Source organism: Robiginitalea biformata HTCC2501 (assembly GCF_000024125.1).
In the GTDB taxonomy this organism is placed as follows: domain Bacteria; phylum Bacteroidota; class Bacteroidia; order Flavobacteriales; family Flavobacteriaceae; genus Robiginitalea; species Robiginitalea biformata.
Map to the genome: position 1 here is coordinate 1,744,430 of NC_013222.1, position 17,634 is coordinate 1,762,063.

Consider the following 17,634-nt stretch of genomic DNA (forward strand, 5'->3'; position numbering starts at 1 on the left):
TCAGGGGGAAACCGGGAGGTCATGCGTTTTAAGATGCAGGTTTCCATTTAATATTGCAGCCGATACTGGGCTTCTGGTCGGCCGGGATGGATTCGCCGTTTAGCAGCGCCGTGATGGCCCCTTCCAGGTCTTTGCCGGTTACCGGGATCCCGTTTCCGGGACGGGAATCGTCCAGTTGTCCCCGATAGACCAGGTCGAGTTTGTCGTCGAACAGGTAAAAGTCCGGGGTGCAGGCTGCCTGGTAGCTGCGGGCAACTTCCTGGGAGGCGTCGTAGAGGTAAGGGAACGGATACCCCTGGAGCCGGGCATTTTCCTTCATTTTTTCCGGGCTGTCGTCCGGGTAGTTCTCCACATCGTTGCTGGATATGGCGATAAACGAGATCCCTTTGGGCATGTACTGGTTGGCCAGCCGGACCAATTCGCGGTTGACGTGCTTTACGAACGGGCAGTGGTTGCAGATAAACATCACCAGCGTTCCTTTTTCCCCCTGGAGGGATTGCAGGTCTCTGACCTGTCCCGAAACGGTGTCGGGGAGTTCAAATTCGGGTGCCCGGGTGCCGAGGGGCAGCATATTGCTGGGAGTTCGTGCCATAATTGCCTTTTTTCTGGGACCCTAAAGGTATGAATTAACTTGTTTTTTCTCGGAACTCTCCCTATATTCTTGGTGCGGGGAAGTCCCGGAATAGTAAACCAAAAACGCACATTCAGTGAAGGATAAACAGGCATATGACACGCTTTCGGAGGCCGTCGAGGCCCTCCAAAGCCAGGGTTACACGGAAAATCTCAACTATTGCGATACCGGGTTGGAAAACAAACGCAAATCCTGCGTGTACCCCGCGTCCGAACTGGAAGTGGCCCAGTTTTACCGCTTTGAGGGAAAGACCAATCCGGGCGATAACACGATCCTCTATGCCATTGAAACCTCGGACGGCCACAAAGGGCTCCTGGTGGATGCCTATGGGGCGTATACCGGCACCATCCCCCGGGACATCGTTAAAAAATTACGCATCGTCCGCTGAGACCGATCGATGGAAGTCCAGTTCGATCAGCTCCGGATCGCCTTTGACAGCGATAGCCTGTTCGCATTGAATTGCGCGCTTGCGCTGGTGATGTTCGGGATTGCCCTGGATATCCGCGTGTCGGGGTTTCGTTCGCTACTCAAATCCCCGCGGGCCCTCTGCGGCGGAGTTGCCTGCCAGTTTTTCCTCTTACCGCTCCTGACTTTTCTCCTCGTGTTATGGCTGCAGCCACAACCGAGCTTTGCCCTGGGGATGATTCTGGTGGCTGCCTGCCCAGGCGGGAATGTTTCCAATTTTATGACCCATCTGGCCGGGGGGAATACGGAACTTTCCGTCAGCCTCACGGCCATTGCCACTCTGGTGGCAGTGGTAATGACCCCGCTGAACCTCGCTTTCTGGGGCGGTCAGTACGCACCGGCCGGCCAGATCCTGCAACAGGTACATATCAACCCGATGGAAATGGTGCAGCTCGTGGGCTTCCTCCTGGCCCTGCCCCTTTTGGCGGGGATGGGGCTCCGTCGTCTCCGACCGGGCCTGGCCCGGTCCCTGGCGCGGTATTTCCGGGGGGGCTCCCTGCTCTTTTTTATCGTTTTGGTGGGGATCGCCGTCTGGAAGGACCATTCGGTACTGGCCCAGGCCCTGGGCCTGGTATTCGGGATGGTTCTCCTGCACAATCTGCTGGCCCTGGCCACCGGTTTCCTCACGGGAAAGGCACTGGGCCTGCGGATATCCGGACCCTCACCCTGGAGACCGGCATTCAAAATTCCGGTTTGGGCCTTTTGCTGATTTTTACGTTTTTTGGAGGAATGGGGGGCATGGCCCTGGTGGCGGCGTGCTGGGGGATCTGGCACCTGGTCTCCGGCCTGTTGCTCGCCGGATTTTGGAGCAGCAATCCACTCAAAAAACAACGTACCGCTTGAAGAAACTACTCTATTCCGTCCTGAAACCACTGATCCGGGCAGGTTTTTTCTGTTATTACCGGGAGGTGCGGATGATAGGAATGGAACGGGTTCCCCGGGACCGGCCGGTAGTCTTCCTCCCCAACCACCACAACGCCCTGCTGGACCCGCTGCTGATTGCCGCGTACATCCGGGGGCGCCGCCCGTATTTCCTCACCCGTTCCGATGTGTTTCAGGGGGGGCTGCTCGAATGGTTTTTCGATATGCTCCGGATGATCCCCATATACCGGTTGCGGGATGGCCGCGACACGCTCCACCGGAACGAGGAAATCTTTGAACGCTGCGCCGACCTGCTGGCCGCTAACGGGGACTTGTTGTTGTTCCCGGAGGCCAACCACAACCTGAAGCGGCAGGTACGGCCCCTGAGCAAGGGGTTTACTAGGATTGTATTGCATACGCTGAAGAAGTATCCGGATACGGATTTGCACTTGGTGCCGGTCGGATTCAACTACCAACGGGCGGCGGGTTTCCCGGACCGGGTGGCCTGTTATTTCGGCGAGGCGCTTCCCGCGGAAGCCTTCCTGAAAGCGGGCGATGAGCAACGGGTATCCCGGGAAATGAAATCGGCGGTCAGCTCCCGGCTGAAACAGCTCACCACGCATATCCCTCCTGAATGCGATTACGAGGCGACCCTTCGGGAACTCGAAGCCGATTCTCCGGACTGGTTGTTGCCGGGCCCGATCAACGACCGGCTGTCCGGTCATGCCGTGGAAATACCGACCCATTCTAACCGGGAGGACGGCGTCCACAAGATCTGGGACTTCCTGTTTCGGGCGCTAAACCTGCCTGCCTGGTTGCTCTGGCGCTGGATTGCGGCAAACAAGGTCTGGGAACCCGAATTCATGAGCACCTTCCGGTATCTCTTCGCCCTCCTCGCTTTCCCGCTCTACCTGGGACTGCTCGCGGCGACGTTTGCCCTTACGGGTGCTCCCCCACAGGCATACTGGTGCCTCCCCGGGCTCTTCCTGTTCAATGTACTGTACGTCAAGTTCCGCTGAAGCGTTTCCACCGATTCCCCTGCCTACATGATGTGGCCGAAGAAGATGGCGTTCATCAGCAGTTTGTTGGTCCCGTACCAAAAGGCGCGGAAATTCGTGTTGTCGGTAAACAGGATCACCCGGCCCTGCCCCATACGGTTCACCTTGAACGGGACACTTCCTGAAATCAGGGCAGCGTTCTCCTCGGAGATATACCCGCTTAGCAGCGGGTTGTCCGTATAGCGGATTGGGTTGTCAAAACTGTTTTTTTCCGGGTCCAGGTAGATGTTTGTGTTGCGGAACAGCGGGAGCCGGTTGTTCTTGTACCCCCAGCTTACAGGGTGCGACCGGTCCAGCCGGGCTTCAAATATGGCCCCCCCGGTCACCTGTGCCCCGAAAAATTCGTCCCGTTGGTCAAACCGCAGGTTTTTGGCCTGCAGGGTGGAATCTTTCCGGAAGTTCAGCTTCATAAATTCCTGGGAGTTGAACCAGTTTGCCACATTCCGGTACCCGATAAGTGTACCCCCTTCGCGGACCCATTCCTTCAGGGCTTTTGCAGCTCCTTCCCCTATGGCGCCGGAGCCCCAGGAGCTCGGGATAATAATATCCGTATAGCTGCTCAGGTCCGCCCGGCCCAGGTAGTCTGTGTCGATCTTTGTGAGTTTCATCTGGTAACGGGTATCGAACAGGTGCCAGATTTCCCCCGCGTCGTAAGACCGGATACCGTCGCCTACCAGGATGGCTACCTTTTGGGGCTTCAGCGCTTCAAACTCCCGACTCCCCAGGTCGATTCCCACCGTATGCCCGGTGTTGGCGGCATATACGGAAATCCCGCTTCCGGAAGCCGCGTTGCGCAGCAGGTCGTAGATGGCACCGGGATCCATGGACTGGTTCCGGGCCGGGACCAGGATGGTGCCGTAGTCGTATTTCCGGCCGTCCAGAGTGAACGGTTCCCGGGCTACTTTGGCGCGCAGCCCCTTGTTCAGGATGGTGTTCAGGAGTTTGGGCGTATAGTATTCGTGCCATTCGAACAGATAGGCATATTCGCTCCGGCTGTCGACGCCTCCGCCCAGGGGCGGCAAGTCGGTAATCGGCTCACCGGACTCCGGCAGGCTGTTGACCTGGGAGTAATCCAGGTTGAAAGAAAGGGGGAAGGTCCAGGCGGAAACGTCGTAGAAGAGGCTGTCTCTGAATGCAGTCCTCGTTTCGAACATCGCCCGGATTAGCTGCGGGTTCTGCTGTTGCAAGGGAACCACGTACCCGTGGCCTTCCGTATAGGTTTTGCCGCCGATGGTCTGCTGCCCGCGGATAGGCCGGACCTCGATACGGTGCCGGCGAAGGATTTCTGCCAGGTGGCGGGCCCTGGCCCCGTCCTTGGAATCGCCGAAGACATACCCACCCCGGTTGTTTTCCTCGCGCATCCCGGAGTAGAAATCCCGCTGGTAATCCAGCAGTTTTGTTCGCATGTTCCGCGCTGCCTCGATGGTGGAAAGGGCCGTGGTGAACTGGTTGCGTATGGTAAACGGGAAGGTGAGCAACCCGTTGTCGCTCTCCTGCACGTGCCCGCGGGAACTCGCCTGTTCAAAAAGGATGCCGATACTCCCGTTTACATCGGGAAAAGTAGAGCCCTTGCCGTAATAATAGTCGTCGTAATCTTCCTCCGAATAATACAGCGACCCGATCCGGTTCAGCGCCCGGATGTGGTAGGTCCCGATTTCGGCGGTGAGTTCCTGGTTCCGAACAGGCGTCAGGGGGTGGACCCGCGAGGGTTCCCCGGGCTGGAAGAAAAAAGTGCTGTTGGTGCCCATCTCGTGGTGGTCCGTGAGGATGTTCGGCTTCCAATCGTGGAACGTCTCGATGCGGGCGCGGCTTTCCGGGAGCTGTACGGGCAACCAGTCCCGGTTGATGTCAAACCAGTAGTGGTTTGTGCGGCCCCCTGGCCATACCTCGTGGTATTCCCGTTCGTTTTCGTCCGGGTTGAGGTTCATGCTGCGGTTGGTGTTGGCCCAGTAGGCAAAGCGCTGCAACCCGTCCGGGTTGAAGCTCGGGTCCAGCAGGATAACCGTGTTGCGAAGCATATCCTCAATTTCCGGCCCCTGGGCAGCCGCCAGGTAATACGCATAGGCCAGGGATGCATTGGACCCGCTCGGTTCGTTTCCGTGGACGGAGAAGCCCTGGTAGACCACCACGGGCATATTGTCCAGGTCCAGGGATTCGGCACCTGCCTCGGTCAGCGCCACGTGTTGCCTGCGGATTGCTTCCAGGCGGTTGTGGTTTTCCGGAGCGGTAATCTTCAGCAGGATCAGGGGCCGGTCTTCAAAGGTGTTCCCGCGGTCCTCAATTTCAATCCGGTCGCTGACGACGGCGAGGGTTTGCATGTATTGTACCAGTTTGTCGTGGGTGATATGCCATTCCCCCACCTGGTGCCCCACTACGGATTCGGGCGTGGGTATTTCCGCGTTGTATTCCATCCCGGAAGGAAGGTAGTATTCAAGCCCGGGTACTTCCTGGGCGTGGATGGCCATGAGGCCCAGACAGAAGGTAAGCAATCGGATTGCAAGTTGTCTCATCATGTGATTCGGATTAAAATTGGGGCTGGCCCCGCGTTTGAATTAGCAGGCCTAAAGATAAGCAGCCGGGGGCGCAGCGCCAAACAGGGCCAGGCATTTCAAAGGGGTGCGGCGGGGAGGGGCTAAAAAAAAGGCCCTTGCGGGGCCTGTGGTATCTTTGTAAGCGGCATAAGTTTGCCGGAGGCGGTTTCCCGGGTTCAGATGTCGTCAAAATCCACATCGACGAATTTCCCGGTGCCTTCTGTGGTTCCGTTCTGGGAAGGCTCTGCCTGTTTGTAGTTTTTCTGGTGGCGTTCCGAAATGACTTCTTCCCCTTTTTCCTCGATGATAAAATCGGTCATCTCGCCGAGTATCTCCCGAAAGGCTTCAAAATCCTCCTTGTACAGGTAAATTTTGTGTTTTTTGTAATGGAAAGACCCGTCTTCGTGGGTGAACTTCTTGCTCTCCGTGATTGTCAGGTAATAATCCCCGGCACGGGTACTGCGAACGTCAAAAAAATAAGTGCGCCTGCCAGCGCGGAGTACCTTGGAATTAATTTCCTCCTGATCCATTAGGTCATTTTCACTCATCGTATGGTAATCTTAAGCAGTGGTTAGTTAAAGTCACCAAAAATGTGAAAAAAATGCTAATAGAACAACATTTTTCTAGTTTTCTTTCCCAGATAGCTGGTTGATATATAGCTCTTTGTAATAGCCTTCTGTTTCGAGGAGTTCACTGTGTGTACCCTGCTGGAGGATCCGGCCGTCCTCGAGTACCAGGATTTTATCCGCATTGATCGCCGAGGAGATCCGGTGGCTTACGATAATGGTCGTCTTGTCCCGGGAGGCCCGTTTCAGGTTGGCCAGGATGGCTTCCTCCGTTTCCGTATCCACGGCCGAAAGGCAGTCGTCGAACAGGTAGATAACCGGGTCTTTGATCAGGGCCCGCGCAATGGATACCCGTTGTTTCTGCCCTCCGCTCAAGGTGATTCCCCGTTCCCCCAGCACCGTTTGGTAACCTTTGGCAAAGCCCTCGATGTTTTTGTCGACCACTGCCTGGGCTGCTGCCTCCCGAATCTGTTCCAGACCGGCTTGTTCACGCCCGAAACGGATGTTGTTTTCAATGGTATCCGAAAAGAGGAAGGCGTCCTGGGGCACCGCCCCGATGGCAGACCGCAGCGAATCCAGGTTGATTTCCTCCACAGGCTTGTCGTCAATCCGGATGGTGCCGTCGTTCACGTCGTACAAACGGGCAATCAGGTCGAGTATCGTGGACTTCCCCGATCCGGTTTTCCCCAGGATGGTCAGCGTTTCCCCCGGGTTCACCGTAAAGGAGAGGTTCCTCAGGGCCCGGATACCCGTATCCGGGTAGGTAAAGCTCACGCGGTCGAATTCGATTTTCCCCCGGATAGGTACGGGGGGGGTGCCCGGGTCGGCAATGTCCGGTTCCTGGTCCAGGAATTCGTTGATCCGTTTCTGGGAAGCCTCCGCACGTTGTACGATGGAGGTGAGCCAGCCGACGATTGCCACCGGCCAGGTCAGCATGTTCACGTAAATGATAAACTCCAGGATGGTACCCAGGCTGCTGATTTCGCCCCGGAAATATTGCATGCCCCCGACGTAGATGACAAAGATGTTGCTCACCCCGATCAATAGGATCATCAGGGGGAAAAACCACGCATTTACCTTGGCCAGGTCCATACTCTTGTCCTTCCCCTCCAGGGCGAGGCTGCCCGCTTCCCGGTTAATTCGTGGCTCCATTGCATAGGCCTTGATTACCGAGATGCCTGAAAAGGACTCCTGGGCAAAGGTGGAAAGGGAGGAGAGGAATGCCTGAACCCGGGTGGAGCGCTGATGGATGATCCGGCTGATCCAGTAGATCAGCACGGAAAGAACAGGCAGGGGCACCAGGGCGTAAAAGGCGATGGTAGGGGCTTTGATAAACATCAGGGGGATCAGGCAGGCAAACAGCGTCAGCGTCTGGATCCCGTACATGATGGCCGGGCCCGCATACAGGCGTACCTGGCTGACATCCTCGCTGATGCGGTTCATCAAATCGCCGGTTCGGTTGCTTTTGTAAAAGTTCAGGCTCAGCCGCTGGTAGTGGTCGAACACCTCGTTTTTCAGGTCGTATTCGATGTAGCGGGACACATTGATGATGGTTTGCCGCATCAGGAAGGTGAAGAACCCGGATAGCAGGGCGGCCCCCACAATGATGGCGATGTATTCCAGCAGGTCGGACCGGGCCGCTTCCAGGGCCAGTTCCCCGGCGCTGTATTTTTCGACAACTTCAACGATATTCTTCACGTAGGAAGGCATCACCAGTTGGAAAACCCGCGCGATGATGGTGATCAGTACGCCCAGGAAAAGTTTTACCCAGTATTTCCGGAAATATTTGTTGAGATGCCTGAGTTCCTTCATGGATGCTTGGTCGCAGGCTGCGGGGAAAGCAGCAGCCTGCGGACAAAGATAGCAGATTGGTTCGGATGGTTGTGTTATAAATATGATAAGAAACCGGAAGGGGTGGCGCAACTCGGATGCAATGCCTATTTTTGCCCCAAGATTTTCAGCAAAGTTCTTTACATGCTAACGAGAAGGCAAATCCGGGTAAAAGTAATGCAGAGCATTTATGCGCTGACCCTGTCCCGGGACGGGTCTGCGGAAACACAGGAGAAATTCCTGAAAAAAAGCATTGGCCAGACTTTTACACTTTACGTAGTGATGCTCGCCCTGCTGCGTGAAATCCACCAGATGGCCCTGTCGCGGTCCGATAAAGGCCGCAAGAAGTACCTGAAGGAGGATGCATCCGGGCACCCCGGGCCTCAGGCCCTTGCCGCCAATCAGTTCCTGGAGTACCTCTCCGGCCATGCAGGCCTGGCTTCCGCCATCGACAAACGGAAACTCCGGCAGTGGTACCTCAACGAGGAATATGTGAAAATTGTCTACAGGCAATTGACCGAAAGCCCCGAGTACGCCTCATATGCCGCTTCCTCCTCCACCTGGGAAGGGGACCGGGCATTTGCTCTGACCATTTTCCGGGAATTCATCGCCCCGAACGACAAGATTTACGATTTTCTGGAAGACGAGGGGATCACCTGGGTAGACGATATCCCGTTGGTGAATACCTTTATCGTCAAACACCTGGGCAAACTCCACCAAGGGGCCCCGGAATCCTACCTGCTCCCCGCCCTCCTCAAGAATTCGGAGGACATGGAATTCGCCATGGACCTGCTTCGGAAAACCCTGAACAAGAACGCCGCCCTGGAGGCAGAAATTGAGGGGAAGACCCCCAATTGGGACAAGGAGCGGATAGCCGAAATAGACGGGATCCTGCTGAAGATGGGCATTGCGGAATTGCTGTATTTCCCCTCCATCCCGGAACGGGTAACCATCAACGAATACCTGGAGATCGCCAAGGAGTATTCCACCCCGAAGAGCAGCATTTTTATCAATGGCATCCTGGATAAGCTCATCCGCGAATACCGGGAGGCCGGCAGGCTTAAAAAAACAGGCCGGGGACTCATGTAATCAAATATTCCGTATTTTTGCATCTATTAATAAAAAAAACAGCAGAATCATGAGAAAAGCGACAGTATTCCTGAGCGTGCTTGCAGTAGCAGCCCTGTCTTCATGCAAAGAGAAAGCTTCCGAGAAGATCAATGCAGAGAACGTCGAGGTCGCCGCCCAGCGCGACGCGGCATCCAAGAACATGGCCGCCATTACCTTTGACAATAAGGAACACGATTTCGGAACTATCGAGCAGGGGACGCCCCAGGAAACCACCTTTTCCTTTACCAACACGGGTACCGCCCCGCTGATCATTACCAATACTTCGGCCAGTTGCGGATGTACCACCCCGGACGCCCCGATCAACCAGCCGATTGCCCCGGGCGAAAAAGGCGAAATCAAGGTTCGCTTCAACGGCAGCGGCAGCGGGCAGGTCACCAAGACCGTAACGGTTATGGCGAACACCGCCGGAGGGCAGGAGATGCTCCGCATCAAGGCCTTCGTAAACCCGAAAGCGGCCGGCGGAACGGCAGCAGTGGGCCCGGTTAAGAACTAAGATTCGTAAATCAGCAACGGAATGAGTGACCAAATCGGGCAGTTCCTGCCCATGATCCTGATTTTTGCAGTGGCGTACTTCTTTATGATCCGCCCGCAGATCAAGCGTCAGAAAGACGAGAAAAAGTTTGCCAAAGCCCTGAAAAAAGGGGATAAGATCGTAACCAAAAGCGGTTTGTACGGAAAGGTTGTGGACCTGAACGACAAGGACTTCTCCTGCATCATCGAAACGATGGCAGGCCGTATGAAATTCGATCGCTCTGCCATTTCCATGGAACTGAGCAAAAAGGCGAACGACCCCAAGGATTAGAATTCCGCTTCTTCGGGGCGTGCAAGCCCTGACGCAATCGCATGGAAAACGCCGGCAACAGCCGGCGTTTTTTTTTGCCCTGCCAATGTAGTACCTTGTTTTCAAGAACATCGGACTATGGAAACACGCAGATCATTTATCCGCAAAGGGGCCCTGGGTGCCTCGGCTGCGGCCTCCGCCTTATTGGTGCCCGCGCCCCTGTGGAGCCGGGGATCCCAAGTTCTGGGGGCGAACGACCGGATCGGCATTGGCCTGATCGGTTGCAACGGCATGGGTTTTTCAAACCTCAGTTCCTTTTTAAAGCTGCCCGAGGTACAGGTAACCGCCCTTTGCGATGTGGACCAGGGCGTTTTGGAGCGCCGAACTGCCCAGCTTACCGAGGCGGGGCACGGCAAACCCAAACAGTACGGCGATTATCGGGAATTACTCGAAAATGCGGATGTTGACATCGTGATTATCGGCACGCCGGACCACTGGCATTGCCTGCAACTCCTGGATGCCCTGGACGCCGGGAAAGACGTGTACTGCGAGAAGCCCATTGCAAACTCCATTGAGGAATGCGACCGGATGCTGCAAGCAGTTGAGGGCAGCGGGCGGATGGTCCAGATTGGCCAGTGGCAGCGCAGCCAGCCGCATTTTGTGGATGCGATTGATTTCCTTCGCACGGGGGCCCTGGGGCCCGTCCGCCTGGCAAAGGCGTGGGCGTACCAGGGTTGGATGCAGCCAGTGCCCGTATTGCCGCACAGCCCGGCGCCTGAGGGGGTCGACTATAAGATGTGGTTGGGGCCGGCGCCCGAACGCCCCTTTAACCCAAACCGCTTCCATTTTAATTTCCGTTGGTTCTGGGACTACGCGGGCGGCCTGATGACCGACTGGGGGGTGCACCTCATCGATTATGCCTTATACGGGATGGAAGCAACCGCCCCGAATTCTGTTATGGCCTCCGGGGGCAAGTTTGCCTATGCCGACGACGCCTCCGAGACGCCCGATACGCTCCAGACCGTCTATGAATTCGATGGCTTCAACCTCCTCTGGGAGCACGCCACGGGTATTGACGGGGGGAATTACGGCAGGAATCACGGTATTGCATTTATCGGGAACAATGGCACCCTGGTCCTGGACCGGGGCGGTTGGGAAGTAATTCCCGAGGTGGAACACGAGAGCTGGCGGCAACTGCCGGACCAGCCAAAAATGGAAGCGGTACCGCTGCGTTCGGCCGAAGGGAATGGCCTGGACCTGCACACCGCAAATTTCCTGGAAGCGGTACGCAACCGGGATGCTGCAATCCTCCGGGCGCCTATCCGGGTGGGGTACCATGCGGCGCGGGTATCCCATATGGGGAATATCGCCTACAAAACGGGTCGGAAACTCAAGTGGGATGCCGGGCAGTCGGCATTTACGGATGCCGGAGCGAACCGCCTGATGCGTGCGGACTACCACAACGGCTGGGAGCTCCGCTAGGGGCCTGTCCGGGGGTCCGGGCAATCGGAAAACCAATAGCCCTACAGGGGTAGCCCATTAACAGTTCCTGTATTTGTCATGGAGGCCGACCCCTTGTCGGATCATCGGGAGGATTTTGTCCAGACGCCGCTTTTTCGTGGCTTCCTGTTTGGCCGAGGCGATGTGCTCTGCGTAATCCCGCTGTTTATAGGGGGCCAAGTTGCCGAAAGCGGCCTGGAGTTCCGGGTCGGAATTCAGGGCGGCCTGCAACAGGTGGGGTATTGCGGTTTTTTTGGGTTTGACCGGATCCAGCCGGACCCCTTTGCGGGCATTGGCAATGGCCTCGAGTACATAGGCTTTTACGTGCCGGGGGTCAATCTGCTCCACAGAGGTAAACTTCCAGTGCCGCATGGCTTTGGTTTTGCCTTCCTGGGCATTTTCGAGTACCCCGAGCGGATCCGAAAGAAATACCCCATTGAAGAACCAGAGCCCGAAATGGTTCTTAAATGCGAGTACCCCCACGACGTTTTCCTTTCCCAACGTATAAACCGGGCAGCTCCATTTGAAGTCTTCTTCCAGTTCCGTGTCGCTGACCAGGTCGCGCAATCGGGCAATCCCTTCCCGAAAAGGCCCCTCTTTTTCGAAATATGCGGCTATTTTGGCTGATTTTTCCATGAATCGGGCGGTTTGCTGGCAGTAAGTTCGCAAATTTTCACAATAACTTCCACGGCCTTCTCCATACTTTCAACCGGAACGTACTCGAATTTCCCGTGGAAATTATGCCCCCCGGCAAAGATATTCGGGCAGGGCAGCCCCTTATAGCTCAGTTGGGACCCGTCCGTGCCCCCGCGGATCGGTTGGATCAGGGGTTCCACCCCAACGGACCGCATCGCCTGTTCGGCCACTTCCACAATGGGGTAGACCGGGAGTATTTTCTCCCGCATGTTGTAATACTGGTCTTCGATTTGTACTTCCACCCGGGCTTGCCGCTTTCGGGCCGTTTCCTCCGCCAGTACCCTGAGCAGGGATTTGCGTTTTTCAAATGTTTCCCGATCGTGGTCCCGGATGATCAGTTCCGCCCGGGCCTCCTCGATCCCGCCCTGGAACTGGTGGAGGTGGAAGAAACCCTCGCGACCGCTGGTCTTTTCCGGGACTTCCCCCGGCGGGAGGCCGGAGAGGATTTCCTGCAGGGTGGTGATGGCATTCACCATTTTATTTTTAGCATAGCCCGGGTGGACGCTGGTCCCGAAAGCGGTAAGCACCGCACGGGCTGCATTAAAATTTTCGAATTCGAGTTCGCCAACCTGGCTTCCGTCGATGGTGTAGGCCCAGTCGGCCCCGAATGCCCCGACGTCAAAGTGGTGGGCGCCGCGTCCGATTTCCTCGTCGGGCGTAAAACCGATTCGGATGGTGCCATGGGGGATTTCGGGGTGTTGGATCAGATATTCGGCGGCTGTCAGGATCTCGGCAATTCCAGCCTTGTCATCCGCTCCCAGCAGCGTATTCCCATCGGTAACCACCAGGGTCTGCCCGGTGTATCGCCGGAGTTCCGGGAAGTACTCGGGGGAGAGGACAATCCCGGATTCGGCATTCAGGACAATGTCCCCCCCGTCGTAGTCCGGAACCAGCCGCGGACGGACATTCGTGCCGCTGAAATCCGGGCTCGTATCGAAATGGGCGATAAAACCGATTACCGGCAACCGATCGGGGACATTCGAGGGCAGGGTTGCAGTGATATAGGCTTTTTCGTCTATCCGGACGTCTTCCAGGCCCATTTCCTCCATCTCCCGAACGAGCAGGCGGGCCAGCTCCCATTGCTTTTCCGTGCTGGGGGTGGATGCGGAGTCCGGGTTGCTCTGGGTGTCGATCCGGACGTAGCGGAGGAAGCGCTCGAGGAGGTCGGACATATAATTTTTACAGGAATCAGGAGTTAGTATTAAGAACGATCCTGCGGTACGGAGGCTTGTATGCCATTTGCAGGGTACAACGCAAAGAAAGATGATCCGAAGATTTCTGACAACCCTGCTGCTGACTTTCTGCCTGTTTCCCGCAGTTTCCCAGGAATGCGCCCTGGGGGTAGGGGGAAAGGATACGGAACTTATCGTGTTGGTTTTCCAGCTGAACGATGCGCAACAGGAAAAGCTGAACCGCTGGACGGAAGCCCTGGAAACCGAGAATGCCGAACTCCAGGCCCGGGCGCGTGACCTGCTCAATACGCACCCTCAGGAAACCACAGAAGAAGTGGAGGTCCTCGGCACAAAATACCGGGAAATCAAGGAGATGATGCTCGCCAATTCGCTCCGGTACGACCGGATGTTGCTCGGTACGTTCAACGAATTGCAATACCAACGGTATGTGGAACTTTGCCAGGAGGTCATGCGGGCCCCGATGGCGCCGGCAGCGGAATCCGGAGGAGGTTCCGGGGTCCCGGAATAATCCCGGGGCGGTATAGGTGCGGCCGTTTGTCGACTTTCACCCGTGAAGCTTGGTAGGGTGCGCGGATAGTTTGTAATTTTGACGAAATTCGCACCCCCTATGTACAAGCTTCTGCTTCGGCCCCTGTTGTTTCTATTCGATCCTGAAGCAGTCCACCATTTTTCCTTTTTCGCTATACGGACCCTGCACCGGCTGGGCCTGGGCGGTTTGCTCAGAAGCATGTACCGGTTGGACGACCCGCGTCTGGAACGGGAGGTTTTCGGTTTGAAATTCCCCAACCCTGTGGGGCTTGCCGCAGGGTTTGACAAGGATGCCCGATTGTTCGACGAACTGGCGGATTTCGGTTTCGGGTTTGTGGAGATTGGAACCCTTACCCCCAAAGCCCAGGCGGGAAACCCGAAAAAGCGGCTATTCCGCCTGCGGGCGGACAAGGCCATCATCAACCGGATGGGGTTCAACAACCGGGGCGTCTTCGAGGCCGCCGAGCGCCTGGCCGGGACCCGTCGGGTCCTGATCGGCGGGAATATCGGCAAGAACAAGGCGACTCCCAACCGGGAAGCGGTCAAGGACTACATGATCTGTTTCGAAACCCTGTTCCCCCATGTAGACTACTTTGTGGTCAATGTAAGCTCCCCGAATACCCCGGGGCTCAGGGAGCTGCAGGAGAAGAAGCCGCTCACCGAGCTGCTTCGGATCATGAAACGGGAAAACACAAAATGCGCCCTGGTAAATGCCACGCGGGAAAAGCCCATCCTGCTGAAAATCGCCCCGGACCTGACGGATGCGCAGTTGCGGGACATTATCGAAATTGTCGGGGAAACGGGTATCGACGGGGTGATTGCCACGAATACCACGATCGCCCGGGACGACCTGAAATCCGACATGTACCTGCAGGAAGAGCAGGGGGGACTCAGTGGCCGCCCGTTGCGCAAACGTTCCACCGAGGTAATCCGCTTCCTGGTTGAGGAGGGAAAAGGCGCGTTCCCGGTTATCGGCGTGGGCGGAATCCATTCGGCCGGGGATGCCCTGGAGAAACTCGACGCCGGCGCCAGCCTGGTACAGCTCTGGACCGGGTTCGTTTACGAGGGGCCCGGGCTGGTGAAAAAAATCAACCAAAAACTTCTGGAGCAGGCCTGATTCCTGCTGTTTTGCCTGATTCCGGCTGTTTGCCTGATTCCTGCTGTTTGCCTGATTCCTGCTGACCTGCTTAATTCCCACAAACCTGGACTGCTAGTTCGCCGGGGGAGCCGAAGGGGTATATCTCCGGAGCAGGTAGGTCCGCTGGAACCGCTTGAACAGGTCGATGTGCAGGTAGAGAGTTTCGTGTTGGATATTCAGCTTGGCCTTGAACCGGCGGGAGGCGGTATTCAGGCATTGGGTTCCGCTGTAACACCGGCTGATCCCTTTGCCCTCCAGGTGTTTGTAACACTGGTATCTCAGGTAAGGGGCCAGCTTTTTTCCCCGGAAATTCTCAAATGTGTACATGTTTTCCAGGTAGGCCTCCCCGGGCGATAGCAGGAATTTTTTCCCGCTGAGTTCAAATTGCCCGTACCGCATCATCGTAAAGGCAGCCAGCTCTTCCCCCTTGTAGAGTCCAAGGGCTTCATAGGGAGACTCCGGCCGATCCTCAAGCATGTCCAGGTTATACCGGAGCAATTCAAACAGGGGTCGGAGTTGTTTGCGGGGGACGGCCTCCAGCCGATACGTTTCAGGGGGTTCCGGCAGCCGGGGTTCCGCAGACAGGTCCAGGCCCTCCCGATCGATCCAATAGGGGTTGATATTGATCTTCAATCGCAGCAACAGGTTCCGGATACTCAGCAGGATCATGCCGTGGCGGATCCTGTACCAAATGAGGTGCAATTTGTAAAACCGGCCCGTTTCCTTGCGGGTGTTTGAGGCTTCCCCACTCATGCGCGTCCGTATTTCCCGTTCCCGGCCTGCAGGTCCAGCAATTTCCGGAGATTTACGGCAGACATCAATGTCCGTTCATTCGCCTCGGCCAGCGCGTGGATACGTCGAAGCAGCTGCCCGTTGGTGGCGAGTTTGGTACGGCCCTTGTCGAACCAGATATTGTCCTCGAGGCCCACGCGGACCCCGCCTTCCATGGCAATGGCGACGGAATTCATATGGAGTTGGGCCTCCCCGATACCGGCCAGGCTCCAATGGGAGTTTGCAGGCAATTCATTGATCATCAGGCCGGCCTGCATCAGGTTGGCCTGGGCACAGGCGATATTCCCCAGCAACAGGTTGAAATAATGGGGGGGCTTCAACAGGCCTTTTCGCTCCAGGTATTTGGCGTAATTGATCATCCCGATATCAAAAGCTTCCAATTCCGGCAGGATGCCCCGCTCCAACATGGTCCGGGCCAAATCCTGGATCATCTGTGGGGCATTGACACTCGCCGTTCGGTTGAAATTCAGGGAACTCAGCGTAAGGCTGCCCATATCCGGTTTGAGGTCACCCTCCAGGAAAAGCGGGTCCGCGCGTTGTTCGAATTCCCCGAAATTCCGCCCGCTCAGCGAAACGCACACCACGAGCCCCGGGGCAAATTTGCGGATCCCCCCGATGATGTCTGCATAGATCTCCCGCAGGTAGGTAGGCGTACCTGTTTGGGCATCCCGGGCGTGCAAATGCACCATGCTAATCCCGGTTTCCCAGGCCTCGTGTACATCTTCCACAATTTCGTTCACCTGAACGGGGACATGGGGGGTCATCTCCTTGGTGGGGATCATCCCGGTAGGGGTGAAATTGATGATCAGGGGTTTGGACATGGTCTGATAGTTTCGCGCAGGGCTGCCGCCATTGAACCACAAGTTTAATCAATGATTATCCGACGACATAATCCATTGGGTGTACGGGTTAAAAATTAGTTGAATGCAAGCGATTTAGCGCAGAGCCGGTAAGCTGGACGATTAGGGCGCAGCATTCCGCGAATTAATGGTAATTTTAGGCCCCGGTGCGATTGGACCGGGTCTCCGTCCGGGAGAAAGAAGACAGCATTAGCCGTGAAAAGTATGTCCGATCGGGTAAAAATTGTGGAGTGTCCCCGGGACGCCATGCAGGGAATCCGGGAATTTATACCTACGGAAGCCAAAATCCGCTACCTGCAGGCACTGCTCGGTTGCGGTTTTGATACCCTGGATTTCGGGAGCTTTGTCTCCCCGAGGGCGATCCCCCAAATGGCCGATACGGCCCAGGTGCTCTCCGGCCTGGACCTGAGCCGTACATCCACCCGACTGCTGGCCATCGTGGCGAACGTGCGGGGGGCGGAGGATGCGGTGCGCCATCCGGAAATCCGTTACCTGGGCTATCCGTTTTCCATCTCGGAAAACTTCCAGATGCGCAACACGCACAAGACCATCGCCGAATCCCTGAAAATCCTGACGGAGATCCTGGAACTCGCCCGGGCCCACGACAAAGAGGTGGTTACCTATATTTCCATGGGGTTCGGCAACCCCTATGGCGACCCCTGGGATGCGGGTATCGTTTCGGATTGGACTCGGCGGCTCGTGGATATGGGGGTGGGGATCCTTTCCCTCTCCGATACCATCGGCAGCTCGGATCCGGAAACGATTTCCGGTCTGTTCAGCGAATTGATCCCCGCCTACCCGGAGGTGGAATTCGGAGCCCACCTACACACGCATCCCCGGAGCTGGAAGGAAAAAGTGCAGGCAGCCTGGGAATCCGGATGTCGCAGGTTTGACGGGGCGGTCCAGGGCTTTGGGGGTTGCCCGATGGCCAAAGACGAACTCACCGGCAATATGCCGACGGAGAAAATGCTTTCATTTTTCACCTCCCGCCAGGTGGATACCGGGGTCCGCTGGATGGCCTTCGAGGCCGCCTATAATAAGGCTACCGAAATCTTCACCCGCTATCATTGAAC

18 protein-coding genes are annotated in these 17,634 nt (G+C 56.5%); 10 read left to right on the forward strand and 8 right to left on the reverse strand.

Annotated elements, in window-relative coordinates; translation table 11 throughout:
- Positions 1–28 precede the first annotated feature (28 nt).
- Entirely contained in the window at positions 29–592 is a 564-nt protein-coding gene (locus RB2501_RS07770) for a thioredoxin family protein (RefSeq protein ID WP_041327078.1), read from the reverse strand.
- Between the two features lie 115 nt (positions 593–707).
- Between RB2501_RS07770 and RB2501_RS07775 the strand changes: the two genes are divergently transcribed.
- The 3 genes from RB2501_RS07775 to RB2501_RS15795 all read left to right on the forward strand — a co-directional run bounded on the left by RB2501_RS07775 (position 708) and on the right by RB2501_RS15795 (position 2,976).
- Entirely contained in the window at positions 708–1,019 is a 312-nt protein-coding gene (locus RB2501_RS07775) for a hypothetical protein (RefSeq protein ID WP_015754222.1), read from the forward strand.
- 9 nt (positions 1,020–1,028) lie between these two features.
- Entirely contained in the window at positions 1,029–1,805 is a 777-nt protein-coding gene (locus tag RB2501_RS07780) for a bile acid:sodium symporter family protein (RefSeq protein ID WP_015754223.1), read from the forward strand.
- Positions 1,806–1,935: 130 nt separating this feature from the next.
- On the forward strand, positions 1,936–2,976 hold the full coding sequence (locus tag RB2501_RS15795; RefSeq protein WP_015754225.1) for a lysophospholipid acyltransferase family protein: 1,041 nt from the start codon (positions 1,936–1,938) through the stop codon (positions 2,974–2,976).
- A gap of 23 nt (positions 2,977–2,999) precedes the next feature.
- Here the strand turns inward: RB2501_RS15795 and RB2501_RS07790 are convergent, their stop codons facing one another.
- From RB2501_RS07790 to RB2501_RS07800, 3 genes are all read right to left on the reverse strand, one after another.
- Entirely contained in the window at positions 3,000–5,528 is a 2,529-nt protein-coding gene (locus RB2501_RS07790; protein WP_148214318.1) for a M14 family metallopeptidase, read from the reverse strand.
- A gap of 194 nt (positions 5,529–5,722) precedes the next feature.
- Positions 5,723–6,094 (reverse strand): PUR family DNA/RNA-binding protein, encoded by a 372-nt coding sequence (locus tag RB2501_RS07795; protein ID WP_015754227.1) that lies wholly within the window; start codon positions 6,092–6,094, stop codon positions 5,723–5,725.
- Between the two features lie 75 nt (positions 6,095–6,169).
- Positions 6,170–7,924: an ABC transporter ATP-binding protein gene (locus RB2501_RS07800; protein WP_015754228.1), complete on the reverse strand. Its 1,755-nt coding sequence runs from the start codon at positions 7,922–7,924 to the stop codon at positions 6,170–6,172.
- Positions 7,925–8,086: 162 nt separating this feature from the next.
- Here RB2501_RS07800 and nusB point away from each other — a divergent pair, with 162 nt between their 5' ends.
- The 4 genes from nusB to RB2501_RS07820 all read left to right on the forward strand — a co-directional run bounded on the left by nusB (position 8,087) and on the right by RB2501_RS07820 (position 11,336).
- Positions 8,087–9,031 carry a transcription antitermination factor NusB gene (gene nusB, locus RB2501_RS07805; protein ID WP_041327631.1) on the forward strand — a complete coding sequence of 315 codons (945 nt, stop codon included), beginning with the start codon at positions 8,087–8,089 and terminating at the stop codon, positions 9,029–9,031.
- 49 nt (positions 9,032–9,080) lie between these two features.
- Positions 9,081–9,566 (forward strand): DUF1573 domain-containing protein, encoded by a 486-nt coding sequence (locus tag RB2501_RS07810; protein WP_015754230.1) that lies wholly within the window; start codon positions 9,081–9,083, stop codon positions 9,564–9,566.
- A 21-nt stretch (positions 9,567–9,587) separates the two neighbouring features.
- Positions 9,588–9,875, forward strand: coding sequence for a preprotein translocase subunit YajC (gene yajC, locus RB2501_RS07815; RefSeq protein WP_015754231.1), 288 nt, complete (start codon positions 9,588–9,590; stop codon positions 9,873–9,875).
- Positions 9,876–9,992: 117 nt separating this feature from the next.
- Complete coding sequence (locus RB2501_RS07820; RefSeq protein WP_015754232.1) at positions 9,993–11,336, forward strand: Gfo/Idh/MocA family protein; 1,344 nt, start codon at positions 9,993–9,995, stop codon at positions 11,334–11,336.
- A 57-nt stretch (positions 11,337–11,393) separates the two neighbouring features.
- Here the strand turns inward: RB2501_RS07820 and RB2501_RS07825 are convergent, their stop codons facing one another.
- Entirely contained in the window at positions 11,394–11,990 is a 597-nt protein-coding gene (locus RB2501_RS07825; protein WP_015754233.1) for a YdeI/OmpD-associated family protein, read from the reverse strand.
- Entirely contained in the window at positions 11,969–13,222 is a 1,254-nt protein-coding gene (gene pepT / locus RB2501_RS07830) for a peptidase T (protein ID WP_015754234.1), read from the reverse strand. The genes RB2501_RS07825 and pepT overlap by 22 nt, the downstream gene beginning before the upstream one ends.
- 91 nt (positions 13,223–13,313) lie before the next feature.
- Between pepT and RB2501_RS07835 the strand changes: the two genes are divergently transcribed.
- Positions 13,314–13,751: a hypothetical protein gene (locus RB2501_RS07835; protein WP_015754235.1), complete on the forward strand. Its 438-nt coding sequence runs from the start codon at positions 13,314–13,316 to the stop codon at positions 13,749–13,751.
- 99 nt (positions 13,752–13,850) lie between these two features.
- Positions 13,851–14,888: a quinone-dependent dihydroorotate dehydrogenase gene (locus RB2501_RS07840; protein ID WP_015754236.1), complete on the forward strand. Its 1,038-nt coding sequence runs from the start codon at positions 13,851–13,853 to the stop codon at positions 14,886–14,888.
- A 93-nt stretch (positions 14,889–14,981) separates the two neighbouring features.
- On the opposite strand, the gene RB2501_RS07845 is transcribed toward RB2501_RS07840, so the two are convergent.
- Both RB2501_RS07845 and RB2501_RS07850 read right to left on the reverse strand, forming a co-directional pair.
- The gene (locus RB2501_RS07845; protein WP_015754237.1) at positions 14,982–15,662 is read right to left on the reverse strand and encodes a GNAT family N-acetyltransferase; all 681 of its coding nucleotides are present in this window, start codon (positions 15,660–15,662) and stop codon (positions 14,982–14,984) included.
- Positions 15,659–16,522, reverse strand: coding sequence for a BKACE family enzyme (locus RB2501_RS07850; RefSeq protein WP_015754238.1), 864 nt, complete (start codon positions 16,520–16,522; stop codon positions 15,659–15,661). The genes RB2501_RS07845 and RB2501_RS07850 overlap by 4 nt, the downstream gene beginning before the upstream one ends.
- A gap of 243 nt (positions 16,523–16,765) precedes the next feature.
- Here RB2501_RS07850 and RB2501_RS07855 point away from each other — a divergent pair, with 243 nt between their 5' ends.
- Positions 16,766–17,632: a hydroxymethylglutaryl-CoA lyase gene (locus tag RB2501_RS07855; RefSeq protein ID WP_041327079.1), complete on the forward strand. Its 867-nt coding sequence runs from the start codon at positions 16,766–16,768 to the stop codon at positions 17,630–17,632.
- The last annotated feature ends 2 nt before the right edge of the window (positions 17,633–17,634 follow it).